Source organism: Candidatus Nomurabacteria bacterium (genome assembly GCA_023898525.1).
Taxonomy (GTDB): Bacteria; Patescibacteriota; Minisyncoccia; order Phycocordibacterales; family UBA918; genus OLB19.
Window position 1 is genome coordinate 733,364 of sequence record CP060227.1, and the last position, 20,115, is coordinate 753,478.

The window sequence follows — 20,115 nt, forward strand, 5'->3', positions numbered from 1 at the left end:
GTACTTATGGCAACAGATACTACAAAAAAAGACGTAAAGCCCGCTGCTGGTGAAATAAACAAGCTACGCATTAGGGTCCGCGCGTACGAAAATAAGATCCTTGATGCAAGCACTAAGCAGATAATTGATACAGCTCTTCGGTTTGACGCCAAAGTAGTTGGTCCGATTCCACTACCGACCGAGATTAAGAAATATACAGTCAACCGTTCTACGTTCGTGTATAAAGACGCGCGAGAACAATTTGAAATGCGAATGCATAAGCGAGTGATTGATATTCTTAATCCAAGTCCAAAGGTGGTAGAAGCTTTGACCAATCTATCTTTACCGTCTGGAGTAAATATCGATGTGAAGATGATGTAGTAGTGTTTGCCAAAACAAAACAAAAGCCCCGCGCCTACGGCGCGAGGCTTTTGTTTATTGCAAATATGTTGTATAGTTTTGGATACTTTGTTCTTTTTGAGGTCTGTTTATGGAAAATAAATGTGATAACTGTAGTGAGTTTGCATTAAATATATGTGAATGGGATGGTGATTGTATGGGCAGGGTTTATGTTTTTAGAGCATGTTCTAAAGAGTGCAAAGAAATTATTGTACAAAGATTACAGCAAGAACATTTATGCTCATCTGATGAGCGGGGTTTCTTTTGAGCGCTTTTTTTTCTAAAAAAAGCGCTCTTTGCTTGCAAAAGGTTGAAAAATCAGTATACTAGCCACAGCTTTTAAAGACCTACGTACAGGAGGTGAGAAATCACTCCTAGACCAATGGGCACAAACCGCGTGATTTACGTTGGACTTTGTGTTCGCGTAATCACGCGGTTTGTTATTGGGTCTTAGAGCTAATTATTAGTTTAGTTCACAGTAAATGAAATTCATTATTGGAACCAAGGCGGGCATGACCCAGGTCTTTGATGAAAATGGTGTGTGTAAAGCCGCCACTATTCTCAAAGTTGAACCAACTCGTGTTACACAAGTGAAGCGAGTGGACACTGATGGGTATGACGCTGTTCAGTTAGCTACCGGTGAACAAAAAGATCATCGAGTGGTGAAGGCACAAAAAGGTCACTTCGGTGCCGGGGTTCGTTATGTAAAGGAATTCCGACCAAAAGTAAATGAAGCTAACACTGTAGCGGATGTTGCAAAAGACTCAACTTTTGATGCGTCAATTTTCAGTGCTGGTGACACTATCGTTGTAAAGGCGGTATCTAAGGGTAAGGGTTTCCAGGGAGTGGTTAAGCGACACGGCTTTGCCGGAGGTCGTCGTACTCATGGACAAAAACACTCAGAACGTGAGCCGGGATCTATCGGAGCTACCGGTAACCGAGTGTTAAAGGGAACTAGGATGGCTGGTCGTATGGGTAGTGATACTATTACGATTAAAAATCTACGAGTTTTGCAGGTTAACCCTGACGAAAATATATTGCTCGTTTCAGGAGCAGTACCAGGTCGAAAAGGAACATTAGTAGAGGTGCGTGGCATCTAAGTTTAAGCATTAATATATGGACGCAAAAATATATTCAACCGAAGGTAAAGAGACTGGAAAGATTACTCTTCCGGAATCTGTCTTTGGCGTAAAGTGGAATGCTGACTTGGTGCACGAAGTAGTGGTTGGTATGCAGGCAAATGCTCGCGAGTCAGCTGCTCACACCAAGGATCGTAGTGAGGTAAGTGGTGGTGGTAAGAAGCCTTGGAAGCAGAAAGGTACCGGTCGTGCTAGACACGGTTCACGCCGATCTCCGATTTGGACTGGAGGAGGAGTGACTCATGGGCCACGAAATGAAAAGGATTATTCAGTCAAGATAAATAAGAAAGTACGAGCGAAGGCTTTGGCAACAGTGTTGTCTCGCAAGCTAAGTGACGCCGAGGTTATCTTTGTTGATTCTCTAAATTTCGCAGAGCCAAAAACCAAGGATGGCAAGCAGGTCATCAAGGCTTTGGCAACTGGAACTAACCAAGCTTCACTGGCTACTAAGCGCAAAAATACGGCGCTTGTAGTTCTTCCGACTCGTAACGAAGCGGTGGAACTTAGTTTCCGTAACTTTGGCAACATTGAAGTGGCGCAAGCCAAGGACATCAACCCAGTTGATCTTCTTACTTACAAGTACGTAGTAATAGCTGAGCCAGCTAGCAGTGTAGAGGTTTTCTCTAAGCGAGTGGGCGGTTCTGCAGTTGCTACTAAATAATTAATTAACTATGGCTCTCTTTAGTCGAAAAGAAGAAAAGAATGAAGAGCAAGCTAAGACTGCTGTGGTGGCTAAGGCTAAGGCCAAAGCACTACCGGTAGATTACAATCTTTCTGATGTAATCAAGGGTCTTAGAATTACTGAAAAAGCGGTAAAGCAAGGTGACCAGAATGTTTATACATTCAATGTAAACCGAGCTGCTACTAAGTTTCAGGTTCGTGATGCAGTCAAAGCGCTCTACAATGTGACGCCGGTGAAGGTTAACATCGTCAATAAAAAGCCAGCGGCGCGTTTGTCTGGTTCGAAAAACAAAATGGTGAAAGTACCAGGATCGAAAAAAGCTTACGTATACCTTAAGAAAGGTGACACAATCAATCTTGTTTAATTTAGCGAACTTCGCGAAAAAATTATTATCAGTTAGGAAGATAAGAGAATAATACTCACTATTTTCTAACCAAAAGTTATGAAAAAATATAAACCAACTTCGGCTGGTCGACGTGATGGGTCGGTCATCGAATATAAGAAAAAACTTACATCAACTGACAGTAATCCGTACAAGCGGTTGACTGTCGGAAAGAAAAATACCGGAGGACGAAATAGCCAAGGTCGTATTACTACTCACTACCGTGGTGCTGGTAACAAAAAGAATTATCGAATGGTAGACTTCCGTTATGATAAGAAGGATATTCCAGCTAGAGTAGAAACGATTGAGTACGATCCTAACCGCTCTGGTTTCATCGCTCTTGTTGTTTATAAGGATGGTGAGCGTCGCTATATTTTGGCGCCACAAAAACTAAAGCAGCACGATGAAATTATCACGTCTGAAAAGGCTAAGGTCAAAGTCGGTAATCGCTTACCACTTGGCACTATTTCGGTTGGTACTTTTGTCTACAACGTAGAAATCAAGCCGGGGGCTGGTGCTAAGCTAGCTCGTTCAGCTGGTAACTACGCTGAAGTGGTAGCACAAGATGACTCATACACTCTGCTTAAGATGCCGTCGACTGAAGTACGTCGTGTATCAGCTAGTGCTTGGGCTTCAATCGGTGCTGTATCAAACGAAGAGTACCGTTTGGTAGATATCGGTAAAGCTGGACGTGCTCGTCATAGGGGACTTCGTCCGAAGACTCGTGGTGCGGCTCGTAACGCAGTTGATCACCCACACGGAGGTGGTGAAGGACGATCACCACGTGGACACCGTCGTCAACGAACTAAACAAGGTCGTCCAACCGGAAAGGGACAAAAGACTCGTTCACCAAAGAAATACTCAAATGTATTTATTGTTTCTCGTCGCAAGCCAGGCCGGCTGATGGGCGGAAAAAGATAAAACAAAAAACCTACGCGAAAAGCGTAGGTTTTTTGTTTTAGCACTGTGCCTGCGCACAGTGCGTATCTTTTTCCGAGCCGCAGGCATGTTTTTATTTTATTTCCTAAAAATAAAAACGGCCGAGGCGGGGTCGCGAGTACTTACTAGAATTGGAGTGTTAACGAACAATTATAGTTAGTAACTTGTGACGAAAGAGGTAAACCAAAAAAACTTACACAGAAGTGTTTTTGTTGTGTTAGAAAATACTTGCTTTTGACCGTTAAAAATGTAAAGTGTTCCCAATAGACTCTATTCCAGAGTCCTTTTATGTTCCTTAAGGAGATCTTTATCATGAGTACAGAAAACCGAAAAGTCGTTAAGCTTGGTGATACTTTTGTTGCTTATATAGACGATAGTACTACTTGTGTTGGTATCGTTATTGAAAATGGTGTGGGTAGAAACAATGAGTCTTCACTGGTACTGGTATTAAGTTGGTTGACTACTACACCAAATCGTTTACCTGCTGCTGATGTTTTTGATAGACTTGGAGAAAGCTATGGATTTCCAACATTTAAAGAAATAAAAACGAGATTTATTTTCCCGTATACTTTTGAAAACGAAATTAAATTATGTGAAAAACAGAGTAATGAATGGTGGGAAGAATTTCAGGATGGAGTATTGCGTGAAGGTTGTAATTTGGTTGCGCGATATTTTAGTCCTAAAAATTCTTATGTGTTGACGTGTGTGGATGCTTCGCAGAAACTTATGCAAGGTATTGATCTTACTACAGACGATAAGTTTAAATATTTTGGAACGGAAAAACTTCTCCTGCTGTGGGCTGTGCTTTTTCGTAAATTTCCAGATAAAGTAATACAATATCCTACTGAATTCCATTCCCAATCCGATCATACGGTTTATCGTGTTACTCTTGAAGGAGAATCTGTTAAAATAAAAACCGAAACTCGAGTTTAATAAAAAGTTAGCCATAATACGTACAGTGTTATGGCTAATTTCTAAATCGTAATTACAATCACTACCCATACAACTCACTATGCGTCCCAATCGCTACAAACCTCACTATCTCATTTTTTTCTATAATTACATATATCGCTCTAGTATCTCCAGTCACATCTATACTAAAATAACCTCGCCATTTTCCGGAGAGTCGGTGATTACGCAGACTTGGATCTTGTGGGGTTTCAATAAATTTTTCTAAGACAACAATGACTTTCTTTTTTGTAGCTTTGGGAAGCTTTGCAAAGTCTTTCTCAAAACTTTTGGAAAGAATATATTGCATACTAGAGAGATTTTAGGTGAGTGATGAGGTCTTTTTCAGACTTGAATGGACCGACAAAGTCACCAGCTTCATATTCTTTTTGGGCTTGTTCCAAGATACTTTCTAGGTATGGGGCAGGGCGGTGATTGCTAGCGGAAAGGGTGATTTCTTTATCGCGAACAAATTGCTTAAGAAAAGCATTGATTACTGTACTGAGTGGTACACCAAGTTCTTCGGCTACTTTTTTAGCTTCTTTCTTCAGAGCTTTGTCGGTTTTTACATTTAGGATAGTGTGTGTATTCATATATACTAAAGTATATATTTTGGTATATATAGTGTCAAGTAATGACAGGAACATTTTTGTTAAACGGTATTAAAAAATAATTGAAAAAGAACTTAAAAAACAATTATGATACTATTTAATCAGAACTAATCTAATTGAACGGAGGGTTCTTTATGAGTGAAAAGGAGAAATTCATTGCTGATGTAATGATTCGTTATAACTGGAGCAGAAAGGATGCAGAAGAAACTTGGTCAAAGTCACAACTTATAAAATATTGGTTACTTTTTATTTTTGTTCCACTTCTTGCAACTTTTACCTCAGATTTTTTTGTAGTTAAGTCTGAAACCTTAATTGAATTTTTAGGTCAATTTTTAATTTGGTTTTTCTTGTCTTTACTGTGTTTGTATATGAGTTAGAGAGTAATAAAACCACTGTGTAGAGCAGTGGTTTTTATTTAATTATTTTAAAAATGTTTACCTCAACGCCCTCCGCCATCCAGCTTCCACTGCTTCTTTCTCCGTACAAAACCACTGCTCCCCTTTATCTTCGGAGATAATTGTCTTAGTGTAATATTGCTGTCCCGGTACGTGATAAATTTTTTCACCGCTTTTACTGATATTTCCTTTTATTAAGCAATTGGAAGTATTTGTTGTAACTACTTCGCTGGTATTGGTATTTTGGTTTGTATCTAACGTGTTGATGCTAGTAGGGCTAGCTTCAAAATTATCACAAGCACCATCTGCCCAGAGACCAACTTTGTTTTCTTTGGCGTAGGTTTCGGCGGCTTTGTACTTCGCTTGTCTATCATAGGGGAGGTTATAGGTATACTCATAGGCAAAACCAGAACGGATCATGGTTTCACCAAAGTCACTACTGTCTGGGAGGCTTATGTAGGCAAGGGTACGACCATATTTATCATAAGTACCTTGACTGTCATCGTAAGTAATAATTACTTTTTGGTCGCTCAGTAATCTTTTGGCTTCAGCAGAAGCTTCTCGGCCAAAACATTCTACTGTTTTTTCAGGATGAACTGTTTCGGGGGTATTGATACCAATTACTCGTATGGTTTCTATTTTTCCATTTAGGTCAACTTTGACCGTATCACCATCTACAACATACAGAACCTTGCCCCCGGTTCCACTTGTGTCGGATAGATTGTTCTGTGTCTCGATGCTGTTATTGCTTGTACTGGCGCCGCCTATAACCAAGGCCTCTTGTGAGGTGGGTTCTGGCTTCGTGTTGATGGTAGCCTCGGGGTTGGTTATCTCTGGTGGCTGGTTTTGTTGATCTTTTGGTTCAGGTGTTATGAGTGCCAAGACAAATAAAAAGGCAATAATATAAAAAGTTTTGTTTTTAAGTTTACCTAACATGCGGTAGTTGTCTTTGGCTAAAAGTTTTTATAAGTCTTATCATTTCTTCTACTTATTTCCAAAATATCTATTCTGTCGCGATTGGCTAAAAAGATTATACGAATTTTTTCTTTACGTACTCGAAAAACATCTGAATAACCAACCAACTTTTTTACATCGACCTGCTTTGTTTTACCCTCTTTTATGAGTTCAAGAATATCTGACAAGTCACTCAGTTCCTTGTTTGATAGTTTTTTAAGAAACTTTTCGTTTCTGTCCATGTGATTTTATTGAGGCTAACAATTCATCAATAGGCATACCTGTGCCAATTTCTTTAGGGAAGTCTACTATTGTTTCCCATCTTGTCTCGGAGTCATTATCGACTGGTGTTAATTTGAAAAGGGGGGTGGATCGGCGAAACACAGTTATAGACTCACCTTTGTTAACGCGAGCTATGTATTCTTCCATGTTCTCCCTCAACTCTTTTAAGCCAATCGTTTTAGTATTTTTTGCTTTTATAGGCATGATTAGTAAGTTTATCTTAAGATAAACTTTGGATCAATATCTATACTCCCGGTTTTTTCTCTCTTGTTCTAAAGCTAAAACCGGCTAATTTTTTGTGTAAAGAAAGGGTATGAAATATATGAGGAGCCAGCTCTCCGTTACAGTGTACCGCTACTTTTTGGGTGCTTTGGCCGCTGATAATCAATTCCATGCCGGCGGTAGTGAAGACTCCGGTTATATGACGTTTGCCGGTTTTGCTACGTCTTCTTTTAATAATTCCCGGAGAAACTAGAGTTACTCCAGGAATTGTTTCCAGTATTTGTACGACCCCCTCTGCCGTTTCGGTGAGGGTGGTGTGTGTCCCTCCACGAATTTTTTTCATGCTTATATAATGACATGAATTTGATTCTGTGTCTAGGATTTTACTAGTCTGAATTCAAATCAAAGACCACAGCGTATTACGCCGTGGCTTTTATAATGAGTTATTTCATCAATGGACTTTGTATCATCATTAGGTGTCGGTCTACCCACTTACCTTGTTTAAAAACTGACTTTGGTACAGTACCGATATGAGTGAAACCGCATTTTTGGTAACATTTCATACCGCGTGGGTTGGTGCTCAGGACAGATAGGGTTATAGTGCGCAACCCTCGTTGTTTGAAAGACCAGTAGAGCATGGTCTCAAGAGTTTGCGTGCCATAGCCGTTACCCCAGTACTCTTTGTTGCCAATAGCTATGCCGAAGGAACCTTCAAGATGAACATTGTTTATTCGGTCAATTCCTGTGGTACCAATCAGCTTTTGGTCTTTTCTGTGGTATATTCCCAGCTGCAGCTTTTTATCATTTTTGTACATTTTTGAAATGTAGTCCTTCTCAAACTCGGTAGTGATTGGAAATTCGCCGCCGTTTAGAAATTGGTTAACCTCAGGATCTTGAAACCACTCTAGGATTTTGTGTGCATCATGTTCTTCCAGTAAAACTAAGTCAAGGTCCTTGGTGGTTAGAAAAACTTGCTGCTTGGTTTTAATGATTGTACTCATTTAAAAGATCTCCTTATATATTTATTAGTAAAAACTGAAAGTCAAAATAAATAACCTCGACATCCAGTCGAGGTTATATTTTTTTAAATATAGAGACTTTTAATTAATTAAAACCATAACCACGACCAGATACCGGCGATGAACTTATCGTCATGACTGAATATGACACGATAAAGAACTCAGTAATCACTGAAGTGTTCTTAATTAGGTTGTGGTTAATAATATTTTGCATGTATTAATGAAGACGGGTGGCGTCGGGGTTTCTTACGGTTATTTGTTGTTAATCTTAATTAATAAGATGGTACAATAATGAGTAATAAATTATTTGTTAAGCCACGTTTTATCATGCAAGTTCAAAAAGTTTCGCTTTCAGTTTTAGTTATCAGCTTTGTATTCGCCTTGCTTTTCTTCCTAGCCCCATCTTTTTCTTATGCTCAAGCAGTGGAAGACTGTCAATTTAGCCGCACCTTGGAGGATGGGGTTGATGGTGAGGATGTGCGCTGTTTGCAAAGGTATTTAAATGCTTCTGGTTTTCAAATTGCGGAAAGTGGCCCGGGGGCACCAGGAGGTGAAACTTCGCTTTTTCGAACTTTGACCAGGGAAGCGGTGGTTAAGTGGCAGCAGGCTAAAAAGATAACCCCGGCTAGTGGAGTGTTTGGAGATAAGTCTAGAGCGGTCTATATGATGGATGTCTTGGCTAAACTTCAATTAGAAAAAAGTAAACAGGAAGCACCTTTGGTGACGATTAATCCTATATCTGTAGTTAAACCACAGCCGACTGTTGTGGCCCAAGTAACTAGCTCTAATACCAAGGACAAAGAAGAGGCAGAAAGACAAATAATATTTGTTTTGGCTATGATAATCGACGCTTACGAAGAAATAGGTAATATACGTAGTGATGATCCAGACGAAGCTGCAGATATTGATGAAGATGTACAGAGTGCTTTGAGAGACTTAGGTGATGTCCTCGAACAATACTTTGACGGAGAATTTAAGAGATCTAAAAGTTTAGCCCTTGATGTGCTGGATGATGCGACTGATTCTTTTGAGGACGCTGGTGGTGAGTCAGATAAAAGCAAGGCCGAAGATATCCTTGATGATGTCGAAGATTTATACAATGACATTGATGATTTGATTGACGAGGCAGAAGACGAAGATGAAGAAGTGGGTGATGCTCCTGACTTACTAGGTGAAGCGAAAGATCACTTGGATGATGCCAAAGATGCTTTCGATGATGGTGTATATAGTCAGGCTATTAGTGACGCGCTTGATGCTGAGGAGCTGCTAGAGGAAGCCCGTGGCGAGATAGATATAATTTCAGAAAATGATGCAGAGGCGTTTGTTGAAGATGTGCGAGATGAGCTAGGAAATGCTAGGGATGAGGTAAGTGACTCTAATGCAGACAGGGATGATGTAGAGGAAGCCGAGGGTCTTCTTGATAGCGCGGAACGTCGTCTAAAGAAAGCTGACATAGCTGTTGATGAAGAAGATTTTCGTAAGGCCGCTGATCTGGCGAAAGAGGCAGAGGAAATGATAGACGAGGCCCTTGATTTGGTGGATGGGTCAACAAAACGTGACGATGATGATAAGGCAGAAGATGCTTTAGATGATGCTAAGGATGAGCTGGGAGATGCTTGGAAAAAAGCAGAGAAGGCAAGTGATAAGGGAAAAAGTACTCGTAGTACAGAAAAGAAGTTAGCTAAGGCCGATGATCTATTGGACGAAGCGGGAGATGCGCTGGATGATGAGGATTATGATGAGGTGCTAGATTTGGTAGATGAGGCACTAGACTTGATTGATGAAGCTTTGGATGAGATTTAGGATTAAGTAAAATAATTCATAAAACAAAAAACGGTTTTCGCTTTGCGAAAACCGTTTTTTTCATTGTCGTATCATTATTTTTTATATATACTCTACGTAGATGTGGATAGTATTTTATACGTTTTTAAATTGTTTGGAGGCAATAGCTGTGAATACTTATGAACAAGCTTTACAATATAGAGCAAATTGTTTGAGGAAATTTGCTGACAGTCATCCAGAGTTGTGTGACCAGTCAGGGGAGGCTTTTTGGCCAATTCCGGTCATGATGTCGCTTATTTTTTCCAGAGGAATTAATTTATTGCAGGAAGAAATTGTTTAACTATACGCACAAAACAATTGGCCGTTAGCAGAAGAGGTGTCCAAGATAAGAAATTTACTGGTCAAATTAGCTGCTGAGGGTGATTTAGGGGAAGATCATGTCGCTCCTTATCTAGCAGATCATCCAACACTACCCTCTTCTTTTGGTGACGGTCATTTTTTTGAACATTATCAAAAAGTCTTAAAACTCAACGATCCATTTAAGATACTTGGTTTTTTATACAGTATTGAAGTTGGATCGCTCGAGTTTGTGAAAGTTTTGGTAGAGAGAGGCTTGGTTAAGGAAGGTGGTTTATTTGCAAAAATACACTTGAAAGTAGAGGAAAAGCATCGTAATTTAGCGATTTCAATTAGGGAAATGGTTATGCCTGAAACTTTTCGCAATAAATATAGGGCCGGTTTTGTGGGCGGTTGTGAGCTTCATGACGCTATGTATAAAAAAATAGCCAATAGTTAGAAGGTTGTCGGCTATGATTTAAGGCGGTTTTCGCTTTGCGAAAACCGTTTTTTTGTTGACTATATTAGTAAGTTTTTGTATTGTTTGGGCTGGTTTAATGTTATGAGGGTTTGTTGTAATGAGAAAGAGAACTGGTATATATTTCGGTTATTTTACAGATGTGAGATTTAAAAATGGAAGTTATCATTTTGAATTTACACATCATAAACATGTTAGTTTAATAGAAGTACCAATCGATATTGTCTGTAAAAAAAAGTGTGGATGATAGTTTTCAAGTTAAGCTTGTAATAACTAGAGAAAGGAGAGAACCTGTAAGGCAGTTAATAGTCGACAATACTTTGGTTGTTGTTGAATTTGAAGATGGAAACCTGAAGGAAGTATACACACTCAGTCCTCAGGGGGTCTATGGTATCCCTTCTAAGTCTTAGGTCTTAAGCCCGACAGTCGCAAAGCGACTGTCGGGCTTGTTCATTTCATTGACTTTTTTCTTTATTTCCAGTATTCTAGCAGGCGTTCCAACCTCAGTGAGGAATTAAGGATTCTATCTAAATCCTTATGTGTCACCTCACAAAAGTTATGAAGTTTAAGGGTTGGGAACCTCTGTTAAGGACGGCCGTTACCTTTCTTTACAAGAGGTTCCCAAAACGCACTGAATTTTTTATGAAAGTGTGTATTTATTCGTATTAGTTAAGTATATGTCACGATCACTCTATAAAGGACCATATGTAGATGAGAAGTTGTTGAAGAAGATCGCCGGAAAAAAACCCGGAGAGGGTGGTGTCATCAAAACTTGGGCTCGCGCATCAGTGATTTCGCCTGAGATGGTAGGCTTTACCTTTGGTGTCCACAACGGAAAAACTCATATTGAAGTTTTGGTAGCAGAAGAAATGGTAGGCCATCGGCTTGGTGAATTCTCTCCAACTAAGAAGTTCCATCGTCATGGAGGTAAGATGCAGAAAGAACTAGAACAGAAGAAGAAGGAAGCAGAAATTGCTGCTGCTAAAGCCGCTAAGTCTGCTGCCACTAGTAAGAAATAGTTTATGAAAGCAATTCTAAAAAATTACCGTCAGTCACCACGCAAAGTTCGTTTGGTCGCTGATGTGGTACGAGGAAAAAAAGTTGCTGACGCGCTAGCTACCCTACGATTTGTAGATAAGCGAGCGGCCGGCCCATTTGCAAAGGTGATTGAGTCTGCGGTTGCTAATGCTGTTCAGGCAGGTAAGCAAGCAGATAAACTCTTTGTTAAGAAAGTAGCGGTCGATAAAGGAATGGTATTGAAAAGATTCATGCCTCGTGCTCGCGGTTCTGCGTCACGCATTAACAAGCGAAATAGCCACATCTCAGTTGAGTTAGGTGAAAAATAATATTTATGACACACGTAGCACATCCATATGTACAACGTATTGGCGTAAATCGCGATTGGAAGAGTCGCTGGTTTACAGCTGATCCAAAGAAGTTTCGCGAGTATCTACGTTCAGATGCTGCTATCCGAAAGTTTCTTCATAAGAAACTTAAGGGCATGTCAGTTGATACTGTAGAGATTGAGCGAAATCAAAAAGAGGTTCGTATTATTATCAAGACTTCACGACCAGGTTTGATTATTGGTCGCAGTGGTGAAGGAGCAACTAAGCTAAAGAAAGAAATTGATCTATTACTTCGTTCACAAAAATTGACTGACAAACCGGAAGTCAAACTTGATATTGAAGAGGTTCGTTCTCCAGAGTCTAGTGCCAACATTGTTGGACAAATGATTGCTGAAGGACTAGAAAAACGTATTACTTTTCGTCGAGTGATGAAGCAGACCATTGAAAAGGTGATGGCTAATCGCGATGTTCAGGGTGTACGTATTATTCTTTCCGGTCGTCTTGGTGGCGCTGATATGGCCAGAAAGGAGGAATTAAAGAAAGGTCGAATCCCACTACAAACTTTGCGCGCTGATATTGACTTTGCTCGTGTTACTGCCAATTTGCCTTATGGTGCCATCGGTATCAAGGTTTGGATTTACCGCGGACAAGTCTTTGCCGATCGTCGTGGTGGTCAAGTTGAAGCCGCGACACGCGCAAATCACTTAGACCATAAAGCGTAATCATACTGAATTATGTTATTTCCAAAAAAAGTAAAACATCGCAAGTGGCAGGTTGGGCGCAAGAGTCCTGAGAAACTAAGTCGACCAGATACTCGTGGTATCACTGTTGCCTTTGGTACTTACGGACTACGCGCTACTTCACCGTCTCGCGTAAAATCAAATCAAATTGAAGCAGCTCGTCGAGTGATTTCAAGAACCTTAGGTAAGACCGGTAGAATTTGGATTAGAATTTTCCCTGATCAGCCAATCACTAAAAAAGCGGCTGAAGTACCGATGGGTAAAGGAAAAGGAGATCCAGAGTACTTTGTTTTTGAAGTACATCCTGGTCGAATTCTTTTTGAGGTCGAAGGAGTACCAGAAGATTTAGCTCGCGAAGCCTTTCGTAAGGCGGTAGCTAAGCTCCCATTACAAGGTAAACTCGTGCGTCGCGAAGAAACGACAGCGTAATAATCTGAGCTTATGATAAAAATGTCAGACATAAGAAGTAAGACGGATGCGGAGTTGACTGAGATCGTAAAATCCGCCCGTGAGACTGTTCGCGCTGAACGTTTCAAAGATAAATTTAGTCGAAAGGCCGGTGTGATAAATGATGCTAAGCAAGAAATTGCCAGAGCTCTAACTGAACTATCAGCCCGTCGTCGTAATAATGACGCCAAATAATAAGTATGACAACAGAAAATACAACAACTGTATCAAATCGTCGTACCTTGCGTGGCACTGTGGTTTCTACCAAAATGCAAGACACTATCACGGTAGCGGTCGAGCGTTATGTGAAGCATCCAAAGTACAAAAAGTTCATGCGACGCACGAAGAAATATTTGGTACACGATGCAGGTAATACTGCAAAAGAAGGAGAAGTGGTCGATATTAAAGAAGCACGCCCGTTTTCAAAGCGAAAGCGTTTTGAGCTCGTAAAGACAAAATAATATGATCCAACCACAAACAATAGTAAAAATCACTGACAACTCAGGTGCCAAAATAGGACGTGTTTTCAAGGTGCTAGGTGGTTCAAAGAAACGCTACGCTGAGCTTGGGGAGATGGTGGTACTGTCAGTACAAACAGCTGAGCCACGTAAGCAAGTGAAGAAAAAAGATGTTGTGTACGGGGTCGTCGTACGTCAGCGCAAGCCATTTCGTCGCAAGGATGGTTCCTATGTGAGCTTTGATGACAATGCCGTGGTGCTTGTCGATAAGGTTAAAAAAGAACCAAAAGCCAACCGTGTGTTTGGTCCAATTCCTCGCGAATTATCTGAGGCTGGTTATCAGAAAATAGTTTCACTTGCACCTGAGGTGGTATAAGTAGACTAGTTAAATAGTATAACTATGAAAATCAGAAAAGGAGATACAGTACAAATACTTGCCGGAAAAGATAAAGGTAAGACAGGAACAGTCCTAACCGCCTTACCTAGAACCGAACAGGTTATTATTGAAGGGGTAAATGTAGTCAAGAAACATCAGAAGAATCGTCGAACTCGTTCCCAAGGACAAATTATTGAGAAGAGCTTGCCGATACACGTATCAAATGTTGCCCTTATGGAGGGTGATAAGACTGTACGTGCCGGATATAGCTTTGAAGGTGAGGGTGAAAAGCGAAAGAAAATTCGCGTAGCTCGACCTAGCGGTAAGAAAATATAGTATGGAAACGATACAAACACGTATTAAAAATGCCTACGAGGCTATGAAAGGTGACTTTGGCTACAAAAATGTCATGCAGGCGCCGAAGATTGAAAAGATTGTGCTTTCAGTTGGTACTGGACGAGTACAAGACAAAGCAAGAATTGCTTTAATCCAAGATCGTCTAGCTCGCATCACCGGACAAAAAGCGTCACCTAGGCCAGCTAAGAAATCAATTGCTTCATTTAAGCTTCGCGAAGGTGATGTGATCGGTTACCAAGTGACTTTGCGAGGAGCGCGCATGCGACATTTTCTTGATAAGCTGATCAATATCGCAATCCCTCAGACTCGCGACTTTCACGGACTTAAGGTGACAGCGATAGACGATATGGGTAACTACACTATTGGAATCAAGGATCATACGATCTTTCCGGAGTGTAGTGATGAAGAGCTTAAAGATGTCTTCTCATTAGCTATCACTTTGGTGACTACCACCAAAGACAAGAAAGAAACTGAAGCCTTCTTGCGTCAGATTGGTTTGCCGCTTAAGAAGGAAGAAGAGGGTAAATAATAATTTGGTTTTTTTAAACTTGATTTTAGTTACCAAGACACGCAAAAACGCCGCCCATATATGGGCGGCGTTTTTGCGTACTTAAACCGATTATGAAAAAAGTAAAATACATGCTATATATAAATCAGATTAACTAGACATAAGGAGATGTTATGAGTTCTGATTATTTTCAGGGAGTAGTTCTGCTACTGGTGTGTTTGCTACTATTGATACAGCCTATTATGAAATGGTATGCGTACTATACACCAAAGTACAGGCCGACTTTAGGCGGATTAAGAGAGCTTTGGAAAGAGTTAAAAAAGGATGTTTTTGGAGTTACTTTAGAATTAAATGGTGAGAAGGTGTCTGAAAATAGACTAAAAGAACTGATTGAGTCTCGTGGTTATATGAGTTCAGATTGGTCGGCCATTTTTACATATATACCTAGTCTAGAGCAAGGGATGCATGGTTCAATTGATTTCCGTGCTCTAGATACTGAACCCAGGAAGATTCATTTTCGTTCAAGCCAAAGCAATACTACGGTAACTTCAAACTGGGCTTTTGGTCTTAGGAAAGACGATATAGAAAAATTTAAAACAATCGCTAAATATGGGATATCTTGTCCACCTCGGTGGCAGAAGGTTGTCTTCTATCTTGCACCGTCTTTTTATGTAAAAAAATATTTTCAAAGTTAAGTATAATATGTTCGTTTAAGCGCCGCGTTTACTGTGGCGCTTTTTCAAATCAGGGTTTAAAAAATGTTATTATATTATGCATTATGTACATAATATTTGATATCGGGGGGACAAAGACACGGGTGGCGGCAAGCGAGGATCTTAAGACTTATGGTACGCCACTAAAATTTGACACCCCACTAAATTATGGAGAAGCAATTGCGGTAATCAGTAAGGCAATAGAAGAAGTTAGTCAGGGTAAGGAAATTAAAGGAATGGCAGGCGGAATTCGTGGTCGACTAAGGCGCGACAAGAGTGGACTCATGGGTGAGGTGGTTTTGACCGATTGGGTGGACAAGCCATTGGTTGATGATCTAAGTAAGAAGTTTGGTGCGCCGGTTTTCATAGAAAATGACACGGCTATTGTGGGTCTTGGAGAGGCTGTTTTCGGTGCCGGGCACGGCTATGATATTGTAGCCTATCATACGGTCAGTACTGGAGTTGGAGGAGCTAGATTGGTTGGAGGGAAGGTTGATGTGGCTAGTATTGGCTTTGAACCTGGACACCAGATTCTAGATTTAGATCAGAGTATTTTTGGTAAAGAAACTTTGCATACACTAGAAAATCTGGTTTCCGGTACCGCTCTACAAGATCGTCGAGGAGTGAAGCCTTACGAAATAGACCAGTCTGATCCGGTTTGGGATGAGTTGGCTTATTATTTGGCGGTTGGTCTTCGCAACACCATTTTGTACTGGTCGCCGGACGCGATTGTGCTTGGTGGTTCAATGGTGGTGGGTGATCCGCGTATTTTTAGAGAGGATATTATAAAACATACCGAAAAAGTGCTAGACGGCTTTGTACCGTGTCCACCTATTCTTGATGCGACTCTAAAAGATGAAGGAGGTTTATATGGAGCGATAGCACTGTTGTCAGAGAAGCTTGGTAAGTAGGTTTGGTTTTAAAAGGTAAAAAAAGTAAGAGGGTAAAACAAGTAGGGTGGCCGAAGGCCGCCCTACTTGTTTTACATAGTAACAGCAATTAATACACGTAAGTATTGCTATAATTATCTTATGTCAAATCCAGAAATAATAAAGTATGTAAAACAGCAGCTATCAGCTGGGTACTCTAAAGAGAAAATAATCAAAGTTCTACTTTCAAGTGGTTGGAAAAAAGAAGATATTGACAATGCTTTTATAGAGGCTGAAGGAGGGGTTTATGAGTTAAATCAAACCGAAGGCATTACTGACTTACGGATAAATAACAGTTTGGAAGCTGCAGATAAAGAAGTTGTGGAGAAAGAAACTATTTCTGAGATAACTGAACCAAAGGCTAACTTAACACCGGTTTTTAGTATTAGCGACAGTAATTGCCGGAGTTACTTTGTTTGGGGTTATTCAGATTAGCTACAATCAATCAATAATATTTAATATTTTTAATCTCTTTGCCATACCAGCTTATGTGGTGGTCGGTATCTTGGTGTTTATATCACTGCGAATATTTAAACGTTTGTACAGAACTACAGGTAAATCCATCCGGTCTTTTTTGATGATTTTATCCACATACTTTTTAAGTATAATCGCTCTCATATATTTGTTTTATTTAGGAGTTGAACTCTATTCGGTTAACATACCCGGCACATCTATGTGGGGTTATTTCTTTGTAGCTGCGACTGCTGTACAGATATCTTATGCTGTATTTCATCTAGGTCTTGTCCTATTGATGGTTTTAATGATTAAGAACATTAAGAAAAAGCCAGTATCGGCATCGGCTGCTGAGTCGAGTCCAATGTTTGTGAAGATAAGTAATGTGACTATATCTATTGCTGTGTTGTTGCTTATTTATTTTCTGGGTTTGGTGTCTCCGCTTGCAAAAATGACGGGGTCGCAATCTTTATGTAGCCTCGTTTACCATACACATGTTAAGACAGAGTGTTTAACGGAAAACTCTATAAATATTAAGGATTCGGTTTATAAAACTGAAGCGGGTAATTTTGGTGTCATTGTCGATGATGAAATGATAGGTGATATTGAAGTGGTGGGCGATAAGATAGTTTATACTCTCGTGGAGCGTGAAATGGGCAATACTGTTGTATCTGTTGTTTATGATGGTAAGGTTTTGGGTGAATATGAGGCTGTATACAGACTTACAGACCTAGATGGCAAATTAGCTTACTTGATTGAGAATAAAACAGGATCCAGAAGCCCGTATACTCTATTTTATGATGGAGAAAAATATATGGATCTCAACAAAGATGTTTATGATTTAACAAATATAAATGGAAAGGTAGCCTTTAAGGTATATGATATGAATAACCCTTACGTATACTTTGATGGGAAGAATTATAACAATAATTATGTTTATGTAGATTTACTTATTGCTTATTCTGGTCAGCCAGCCTTTGTCGGCAAAAGAGATTCACAATATTATATTGCAATAGGAGACCAGGAGTTTGGTCCTTATTCAGGTATGGGTACTTTGGATGAGAAAGACGGACACTTGTTTTCATTAATTATAAATAACGGAGACCTACAGGCTTTTGTGGACGGACAAGTTGGTTGGATAGGAAAAAAGTATAATGATGATAAGATCACATCCTTTGCTAATAATAGTAGCTTAGGAAAGGTGAGAAGGATAGTTGATCTAATTGACGGTCAGTTATCAACTGTTGTCAGCAAAAACGGTAAGGGCGTATTAGTTGTTGGAGATCAGGAAGTGACAGAAGTAGCCTCTTATGATTCCGGACCATATATTATTGACGGCAAGTTAGGTTACTTGGCTTTAAATAGCGACGGTTCATCACAATTTATGATTGATGATCAGATGGTGCCTAATAATATCTTTAATGAGCCTGTCTATGATGTGGCTGTATCAAAGTCAGGTAAAATTGCTGTCCAAACCAAAGATAAAAATGACGTTATCAGGGTCTATGTTGATGGACAGATTGTATATGAAGGAGGTGCTAGTATTAACAGTATACAAAAAGGTATAAATTTTGTAGGAGATAAGTTGCTTTTTAGTATCACAGGAAGTGATGGGGTTTCGGATCTTTGGTATAACAACGCAATTATTAAAGGTAATTATCTAAATTTTAAACAAACTATTGCTTTGAATGATAAGTTATTGATTTTTGCAGAGAAAAAAGATGGTAAGGGTATTATTTTGTTAGAACAGTGATTTTAGTATGTGACTATAAAACAAGTGGGGCGGCCGAAGGCCGCCCTACTTGTTTTCTCAAACCAAAAGTGTAACATTGCAAATCTGAATAACAACTGGTTCTTTGGAGGGTAAGATGAAGATCAGAACCATGCTCCTACTGTTCTTGGTACTGCTATCACCAACCTGTGTTAAGGCAAAGATTGTTCACATAGAGCATTTTATATTAGTAGCCAATATAAATATTCACAGCCATCAGCTCCCTGGCTTAAGGTACTGTGTTCAAACTGTGAGCCGACCGGTTTATATAGATAACCTCGGTCACCCAGTCCTGGGTGTCAGAAAGGTAGAAATAAGGTGTCATAATTAAGTTAGTATATTAGGTGATAAGGTTAAGTAAAAATCCCCGACCGGTGCGGGGATTTTTTTAGTTATGAGCTGAGAGAAAGTATAGCTGCAACTCTTTCTTTCGTTTCGGTGTACGAATCATTTCCTGGATCTAACTCTATTGCCATTTCTATAAAATATAATGCCTCGTTGTTATTTTGTAATGACAGTATTGATCCCAAAACATAAGCAGCTTTGGCCAAGTTAAGCTTATGTTTCTCTTGGCAATCACAATCCATCTCTTTTGAGGTGTTGTATTCTTCAGAAGCGTTTCTAAAAGTTTGGCGGGCAAAGGCCTCGGCCTCTGTCTGCTTCCCTATAGATACAAAAGCGTGGATCTTGTCATAATGTACAATTACCTCGGAACAACTTTCTTTATAAATAAAAAACAACGAAATAATCAACGGCATTACAGCTACAAGAATCGTTATTATTTTCTTCATCAGCTTTTCCTTGTACTTAGTTGAACAGATTTACGGATAACAATACAACATAAAAGATAAAAAACAACCCCGAAACGAGTTCGGGGATTTTGGGTTTATATCTTATAGCTCTTTTATCTTTCCAGAAGGATAAGCGATAAATAAAGGTCTATGATCCTGGATTTTTATTGTATAAGGATCGACCTCTAATACTTTTATTGGTTTGTGAAGAATTTTCGATAATTCCAGAAAATTTTTATGGGAGCGAGGAAATGCGCCAAGATCCTCATAGTCTTTAATCTCTAGAGGTAGTTCAACTTCTGCATATTTAAGTGTATGTCTGTTCAATCCACCCCAACTAAAATTAAAAGGAAAGTTTCTAGGTACTGGCTCTGTTTGAGGGTTAAAAACCGGACGTAACATTTGTGGTGTTACTCCAATGGCTATTAGGAGATCTTCTAAATTAACGTCATAGTCTTCACCAATAAATATGTAGGTGTGCATGTCGATTCTATTGCAATGTGACTTTGCATCAAAAATAAGTATATCAGCCTCTACAAATTTTTGCCTTATTTCTACATACAGTTCAGCAATTTCTTTTGTATATTCATATCCCATTTCTTCTCCTTTCAATGAGTATTTGTAAAAAATTACATTTACGAATTTCCTTAAGTATTTAATAACGAATTAGTAGAAAAGT

The 20,115-nt window shown here is 39.6% G+C and carries 31 protein-coding genes; 22 read left to right on the forward strand and 9 right to left on the reverse strand.

What is annotated here, in order from left to right; translation table 11 throughout:
* The first annotated feature begins 6 nt into the window (after positions 1-6).
* The 6 genes from rpsJ to H6779_03560 all read left to right on the forward strand — a co-directional run bounded on the left by rpsJ (position 7) and on the right by H6779_03560 (position 4,453).
* Positions 7-360, forward strand: a complete 354-nt coding sequence (gene rpsJ, locus H6779_03535) for a 30S ribosomal protein S10 (protein USN87459.1) — start codon at positions 7-9, stop codon at positions 358-360.
* Positions 361-860: 500 nt separating this feature from the next.
* The gene (gene rplC / locus H6779_03540) at positions 861-1,478 is read left to right on the forward strand and encodes a 50S ribosomal protein L3 (protein USN87460.1); all 618 of its coding nucleotides are present in this window, start codon (positions 861-863) and stop codon (positions 1,476-1,478) included.
* Between the two features lie 16 nt (positions 1,479-1,494).
* Positions 1,495-2,178 (forward strand): 50S ribosomal protein L4, encoded by a 684-nt coding sequence (gene rplD / locus H6779_03545; protein USN87461.1) that lies wholly within the window; start codon positions 1,495-1,497, stop codon positions 2,176-2,178.
* Positions 2,179-2,188: 10 nt separating this feature from the next.
* On the forward strand, positions 2,189-2,563 hold the full coding sequence (locus H6779_03550) for a 50S ribosomal protein L23 (GenBank protein ID USN87462.1): 375 nt from the start codon (positions 2,189-2,191) through the stop codon (positions 2,561-2,563).
* Positions 2,564-2,641: 78 nt separating this feature from the next.
* Positions 2,642-3,502 (forward strand): 50S ribosomal protein L2, encoded by an 861-nt coding sequence (gene rplB / locus H6779_03555; protein ID USN87463.1) that lies wholly within the window; start codon positions 2,642-2,644, stop codon positions 3,500-3,502.
* Positions 3,503-3,832: 330 nt separating this feature from the next.
* Positions 3,833-4,453 (forward strand): hypothetical protein, encoded by a 621-nt coding sequence (locus tag H6779_03560; protein ID USN87464.1) that lies wholly within the window; start codon positions 3,833-3,835, stop codon positions 4,451-4,453.
* A gap of 61 nt (positions 4,454-4,514) precedes the next feature.
* On the opposite strand, the gene H6779_03565 is transcribed toward H6779_03560, so the two are convergent.
* Together H6779_03565 and H6779_03570 are read right to left on the reverse strand one after the other, a co-directional pair.
* A complete protein-coding gene (locus H6779_03565) occupies positions 4,515-4,778 on the reverse strand; it encodes a type II toxin-antitoxin system mRNA interferase toxin, RelE/StbE family (protein ID USN87465.1) in 264 nt (87 codons plus the stop codon).
* Between the two features lies 1 nt (position 4,779).
* Positions 4,780-5,061 carry a type II toxin-antitoxin system RelB/DinJ family antitoxin gene (locus tag H6779_03570; GenBank protein ID USN87466.1) on the reverse strand — a complete coding sequence of 94 codons (282 nt, stop codon included), beginning with the start codon at positions 5,059-5,061 and terminating at the stop codon, positions 4,780-4,782.
* Between the two features lie 152 nt (positions 5,062-5,213).
* Here H6779_03570 and H6779_03575 point away from each other — a divergent pair, with 152 nt between their 5' ends.
* Positions 5,214-5,456, forward strand: coding sequence for a hypothetical protein (locus tag H6779_03575; protein USN87467.1), 243 nt, complete (start codon positions 5,214-5,216; stop codon positions 5,454-5,456).
* 57 nt (positions 5,457-5,513) lie between these two features.
* Here H6779_03575 and H6779_03580 read toward each other — a convergent pair whose 3' ends face one another.
* The 5 genes from H6779_03580 to H6779_03600 form a co-directional block, all read right to left on the reverse strand.
* Positions 5,514-6,410 (reverse strand): thermonuclease family protein, encoded by an 897-nt coding sequence (locus tag H6779_03580; protein ID USN87468.1) that lies wholly within the window; start codon positions 6,408-6,410, stop codon positions 5,514-5,516.
* 17 nt (positions 6,411-6,427) lie between these two features.
* Positions 6,428-6,670 (reverse strand): hypothetical protein, encoded by a 243-nt coding sequence (locus H6779_03585; protein USN87469.1) that lies wholly within the window; start codon positions 6,668-6,670, stop codon positions 6,428-6,430.
* Positions 6,645-6,914 carry a type II toxin-antitoxin system prevent-host-death family antitoxin gene (locus H6779_03590; GenBank protein ID USN87470.1) on the reverse strand — a complete coding sequence of 90 codons (270 nt, stop codon included), beginning with the start codon at positions 6,912-6,914 and terminating at the stop codon, positions 6,645-6,647. Before H6779_03590 ends, H6779_03585 begins: the two co-directional genes overlap by 26 nt.
* 40 nt (positions 6,915-6,954) lie before the next feature.
* On the reverse strand, positions 6,955-7,275 hold the full coding sequence (locus H6779_03595) for a hypothetical protein (protein USN87471.1): 321 nt from the start codon (positions 7,273-7,275) through the stop codon (positions 6,955-6,957).
* 100 nt (positions 7,276-7,375) lie between these two features.
* On the reverse strand, positions 7,376-7,933 hold the full coding sequence (locus H6779_03600; GenBank protein ID USN87472.1) for a GNAT family N-acetyltransferase: 558 nt from the start codon (positions 7,931-7,933) through the stop codon (positions 7,376-7,378).
* A gap of 309 nt (positions 7,934-8,242) precedes the next feature.
* On the opposite strand from H6779_03600, the gene H6779_03605 reads away from it, so the two are divergent.
* The 15 genes from H6779_03605 to H6779_03675 all read left to right on the forward strand — a co-directional run bounded on the left by H6779_03605 (position 8,243) and on the right by H6779_03675 (position 18,627).
* The gene (locus H6779_03605; GenBank protein USN87473.1) at positions 8,243-9,754 is read left to right on the forward strand and encodes a peptidoglycan-binding protein; all 1,512 of its coding nucleotides are present in this window, start codon (positions 8,243-8,245) and stop codon (positions 9,752-9,754) included.
* Positions 9,755-10,109: 355 nt separating this feature from the next.
* On the forward strand, positions 10,110-10,529 hold the full coding sequence (locus tag H6779_03610) for a hypothetical protein (protein ID USN87474.1): 420 nt from the start codon (positions 10,110-10,112) through the stop codon (positions 10,527-10,529).
* Positions 10,530-11,224: 695 nt separating this feature from the next.
* A complete protein-coding gene (rpsS, locus tag H6779_03615) occupies positions 11,225-11,566 on the forward strand; it encodes a 30S ribosomal protein S19 (protein USN87475.1) in 342 nt (113 codons plus the stop codon).
* Between the two features lie 3 nt (positions 11,567-11,569).
* Positions 11,570-11,893 (forward strand): 50S ribosomal protein L22, encoded by a 324-nt coding sequence (gene rplV, locus H6779_03620; GenBank protein ID USN87476.1) that lies wholly within the window; start codon positions 11,570-11,572, stop codon positions 11,891-11,893.
* A 5-nt stretch (positions 11,894-11,898) separates the two neighbouring features.
* On the forward strand, positions 11,899-12,615 hold the full coding sequence (gene rpsC / locus H6779_03625; protein ID USN87477.1) for a 30S ribosomal protein S3: 717 nt from the start codon (positions 11,899-11,901) through the stop codon (positions 12,613-12,615).
* Positions 12,616-12,627: 12 nt separating this feature from the next.
* Entirely contained in the window at positions 12,628-13,062 is a 435-nt protein-coding gene (gene rplP / locus H6779_03630; protein ID USN87478.1) for a 50S ribosomal protein L16, read from the forward strand.
* Between the two features lie 12 nt (positions 13,063-13,074).
* Complete coding sequence (locus H6779_03635; protein ID USN87479.1) at positions 13,075-13,275, forward strand: 50S ribosomal protein L29; 201 nt, start codon at positions 13,075-13,077, stop codon at positions 13,273-13,275.
* Positions 13,276-13,280: 5 nt separating this feature from the next.
* Positions 13,281-13,541 carry a 30S ribosomal protein S17 gene (gene rpsQ, locus H6779_03640; protein USN87480.1) on the forward strand — a complete coding sequence of 87 codons (261 nt, stop codon included), beginning with the start codon at positions 13,281-13,283 and terminating at the stop codon, positions 13,539-13,541.
* A 1-nt stretch (position 13,542) separates the two neighbouring features.
* Positions 13,543-13,914: a 50S ribosomal protein L14 gene (rplN, locus tag H6779_03645; GenBank protein USN87481.1), complete on the forward strand. Its 372-nt coding sequence runs from the start codon at positions 13,543-13,545 to the stop codon at positions 13,912-13,914.
* 24 nt (positions 13,915-13,938) lie between these two features.
* Positions 13,939-14,250 (forward strand): 50S ribosomal protein L24, encoded by a 312-nt coding sequence (rplX, locus tag H6779_03650; protein ID USN87482.1) that lies wholly within the window; start codon positions 13,939-13,941, stop codon positions 14,248-14,250.
* 1 nt (position 14,251) lies between these two features.
* A complete protein-coding gene (rplE, locus tag H6779_03655) occupies positions 14,252-14,800 on the forward strand; it encodes a 50S ribosomal protein L5 (protein USN87483.1) in 549 nt (182 codons plus the stop codon).
* A 221-nt stretch (positions 14,801-15,021) separates the two neighbouring features.
* Positions 15,022-15,474, forward strand: a complete 453-nt coding sequence (locus H6779_03660) for a hypothetical protein (protein ID USN87484.1) — start codon at positions 15,022-15,024, stop codon at positions 15,472-15,474.
* An 83-nt stretch (positions 15,475-15,557) separates the two neighbouring features.
* Positions 15,558-16,403, forward strand: coding sequence for an ROK family protein (locus H6779_03665; GenBank protein ID USN87485.1), 846 nt, complete (start codon positions 15,558-15,560; stop codon positions 16,401-16,403).
* 120 nt (positions 16,404-16,523) lie between these two features.
* Entirely contained in the window at positions 16,524-16,856 is a 333-nt protein-coding gene (locus H6779_03670; GenBank protein USN87486.1) for a hypothetical protein, read from the forward strand.
* Positions 16,857-17,094: 238 nt separating this feature from the next.
* The gene (locus tag H6779_03675; protein ID USN87487.1) at positions 17,095-18,627 is read left to right on the forward strand and encodes a hypothetical protein; all 1,533 of its coding nucleotides are present in this window, start codon (positions 17,095-17,097) and stop codon (positions 18,625-18,627) included.
* A 410-nt stretch (positions 18,628-19,037) separates the two neighbouring features.
* Here H6779_03675 and H6779_03680 read toward each other — a convergent pair whose 3' ends face one another.
* Both H6779_03680 and H6779_03685 read right to left on the reverse strand, forming a co-directional pair.
* The gene (locus H6779_03680) at positions 19,038-19,436 is read right to left on the reverse strand and encodes a hypothetical protein (protein USN87488.1); all 399 of its coding nucleotides are present in this window, start codon (positions 19,434-19,436) and stop codon (positions 19,038-19,040) included.
* Between the two features lie 102 nt (positions 19,437-19,538).
* Positions 19,539-20,048 (reverse strand): hypothetical protein, encoded by a 510-nt coding sequence (locus H6779_03685; GenBank protein USN87489.1) that lies wholly within the window; start codon positions 20,046-20,048, stop codon positions 19,539-19,541.
* Positions 20,049-20,115: the final 67 nt, after the last annotated feature.

What these genes read in the sequence shown, in the direction of transcription:
- H6779_03575 (USN87467.1), top strand. Translation starts at nt 5,214, where the DNA reads ATGAGTGAAAAGGAGAAATTCATTGCTGATGTAATGATTCGTTATAAC.
- rplD (USN87461.1), top strand. Translation starts at nt 1,495, where the DNA reads ATGGACGCAAAAATATATTCAACCGAAGGTAAAGAGACTGGAAAGATT.
- rplX (USN87482.1), top strand. Translation starts at nt 13,939, where the DNA reads ATGAAAATCAGAAAAGGAGATACAGTACAAATACTTGCCGGAAAAGAT.
- rplC (USN87460.1), top strand. Translation starts at nt 861, where the DNA reads ATGAAATTCATTATTGGAACCAAGGCGGGCATGACCCAGGTCTTTGAT.
- H6779_03585 (USN87469.1), bottom strand. Translation starts at nt 6,670, where the DNA reads ATGGACAGAAACGAAAAGTTTCTTAAAAAACTATCAAACAAGGAACTG.
- H6779_03600 (USN87472.1), bottom strand. Translation starts at nt 7,933, where the DNA reads ATGAGTACAATCATTAAAACCAAGCAGCAAGTTTTTCTAACCACCAAG.
- H6779_03595 (USN87471.1), bottom strand. Translation starts at nt 7,275, where the DNA reads ATGAAAAAAATTCGTGGAGGGACACACACCACCCTCACCGAAACGGCA.
- H6779_03550 (USN87462.1), top strand. Translation starts at nt 2,189, where the DNA reads ATGGCTCTCTTTAGTCGAAAAGAAGAAAAGAATGAAGAGCAAGCTAAG.
- rplE (USN87483.1), top strand. Translation starts at nt 14,252, where the DNA reads ATGGAAACGATACAAACACGTATTAAAAATGCCTACGAGGCTATGAAA.
- rpsQ (USN87480.1), top strand. Translation starts at nt 13,281, where the DNA reads ATGACAACAGAAAATACAACAACTGTATCAAATCGTCGTACCTTGCGT.
- H6779_03660 (USN87484.1), top strand. Translation starts at nt 15,022, where the DNA reads ATGAAATGGTATGCGTACTATACACCAAAGTACAGGCCGACTTTAGGC.
- H6779_03565 (USN87465.1), bottom strand. Translation starts at nt 4,778, where the DNA reads ATGCAATATATTCTTTCCAAAAGTTTTGAGAAAGACTTTGCAAAGCTT.
- rplV (USN87476.1), top strand. Translation starts at nt 11,570, where the DNA reads ATGAAAGCAATTCTAAAAAATTACCGTCAGTCACCACGCAAAGTTCGT.
- rplB (USN87463.1), top strand. Translation starts at nt 2,642, where the DNA reads ATGAAAAAATATAAACCAACTTCGGCTGGTCGACGTGATGGGTCGGTC.
- H6779_03680 (USN87488.1), bottom strand. Translation starts at nt 19,436, where the DNA reads ATGAAGAAAATAATAACGATTCTTGTAGCTGTAATGCCGTTGATTATT.
- rplN (USN87481.1), top strand. Translation starts at nt 13,543, where the DNA reads ATGATCCAACCACAAACAATAGTAAAAATCACTGACAACTCAGGTGCC.
- H6779_03675 (USN87487.1), top strand. Translation starts at nt 17,095, where the DNA reads ATGTGGGGTTATTTCTTTGTAGCTGCGACTGCTGTACAGATATCTTAT.
- rplP (USN87478.1), top strand. Translation starts at nt 12,628, where the DNA reads ATGTTATTTCCAAAAAAAGTAAAACATCGCAAGTGGCAGGTTGGGCGC.
- H6779_03635 (USN87479.1), top strand. Translation starts at nt 13,075, where the DNA reads ATGATAAAAATGTCAGACATAAGAAGTAAGACGGATGCGGAGTTGACT.
- rpsC (USN87477.1), top strand. Translation starts at nt 11,899, where the DNA reads ATGACACACGTAGCACATCCATATGTACAACGTATTGGCGTAAATCGC.
- rpsJ (USN87459.1), top strand. Translation starts at nt 7, where the DNA reads ATGGCAACAGATACTACAAAAAAAGACGTAAAGCCCGCTGCTGGTGAA.
- H6779_03605 (USN87473.1), top strand. Translation starts at nt 8,243, where the DNA reads ATGAGTAATAAATTATTTGTTAAGCCACGTTTTATCATGCAAGTTCAA.
- H6779_03560 (USN87464.1), top strand. Translation starts at nt 3,833, where the DNA reads ATGAGTACAGAAAACCGAAAAGTCGTTAAGCTTGGTGATACTTTTGTT.
- rpsS (USN87475.1), top strand. Translation starts at nt 11,225, where the DNA reads ATGTCACGATCACTCTATAAAGGACCATATGTAGATGAGAAGTTGTTG.
- H6779_03670 (USN87486.1), top strand. Translation starts at nt 16,524, where the DNA reads ATGTCAAATCCAGAAATAATAAAGTATGTAAAACAGCAGCTATCAGCT.
- H6779_03570 (USN87466.1), bottom strand. Translation starts at nt 5,061, where the DNA reads ATGAATACACACACTATCCTAAATGTAAAAACCGACAAAGCTCTGAAG.
- H6779_03665 (USN87485.1), top strand. Translation starts at nt 15,558, where the DNA reads ATGTACATAATATTTGATATCGGGGGGACAAAGACACGGGTGGCGGCA.
- H6779_03590 (USN87470.1), bottom strand. Translation starts at nt 6,914, where the DNA reads ATGCCTATAAAAGCAAAAAATACTAAAACGATTGGCTTAAAAGAGTTG.
- H6779_03580 (USN87468.1), bottom strand. Translation starts at nt 6,410, where the DNA reads ATGTTAGGTAAACTTAAAAACAAAACTTTTTATATTATTGCCTTTTTA.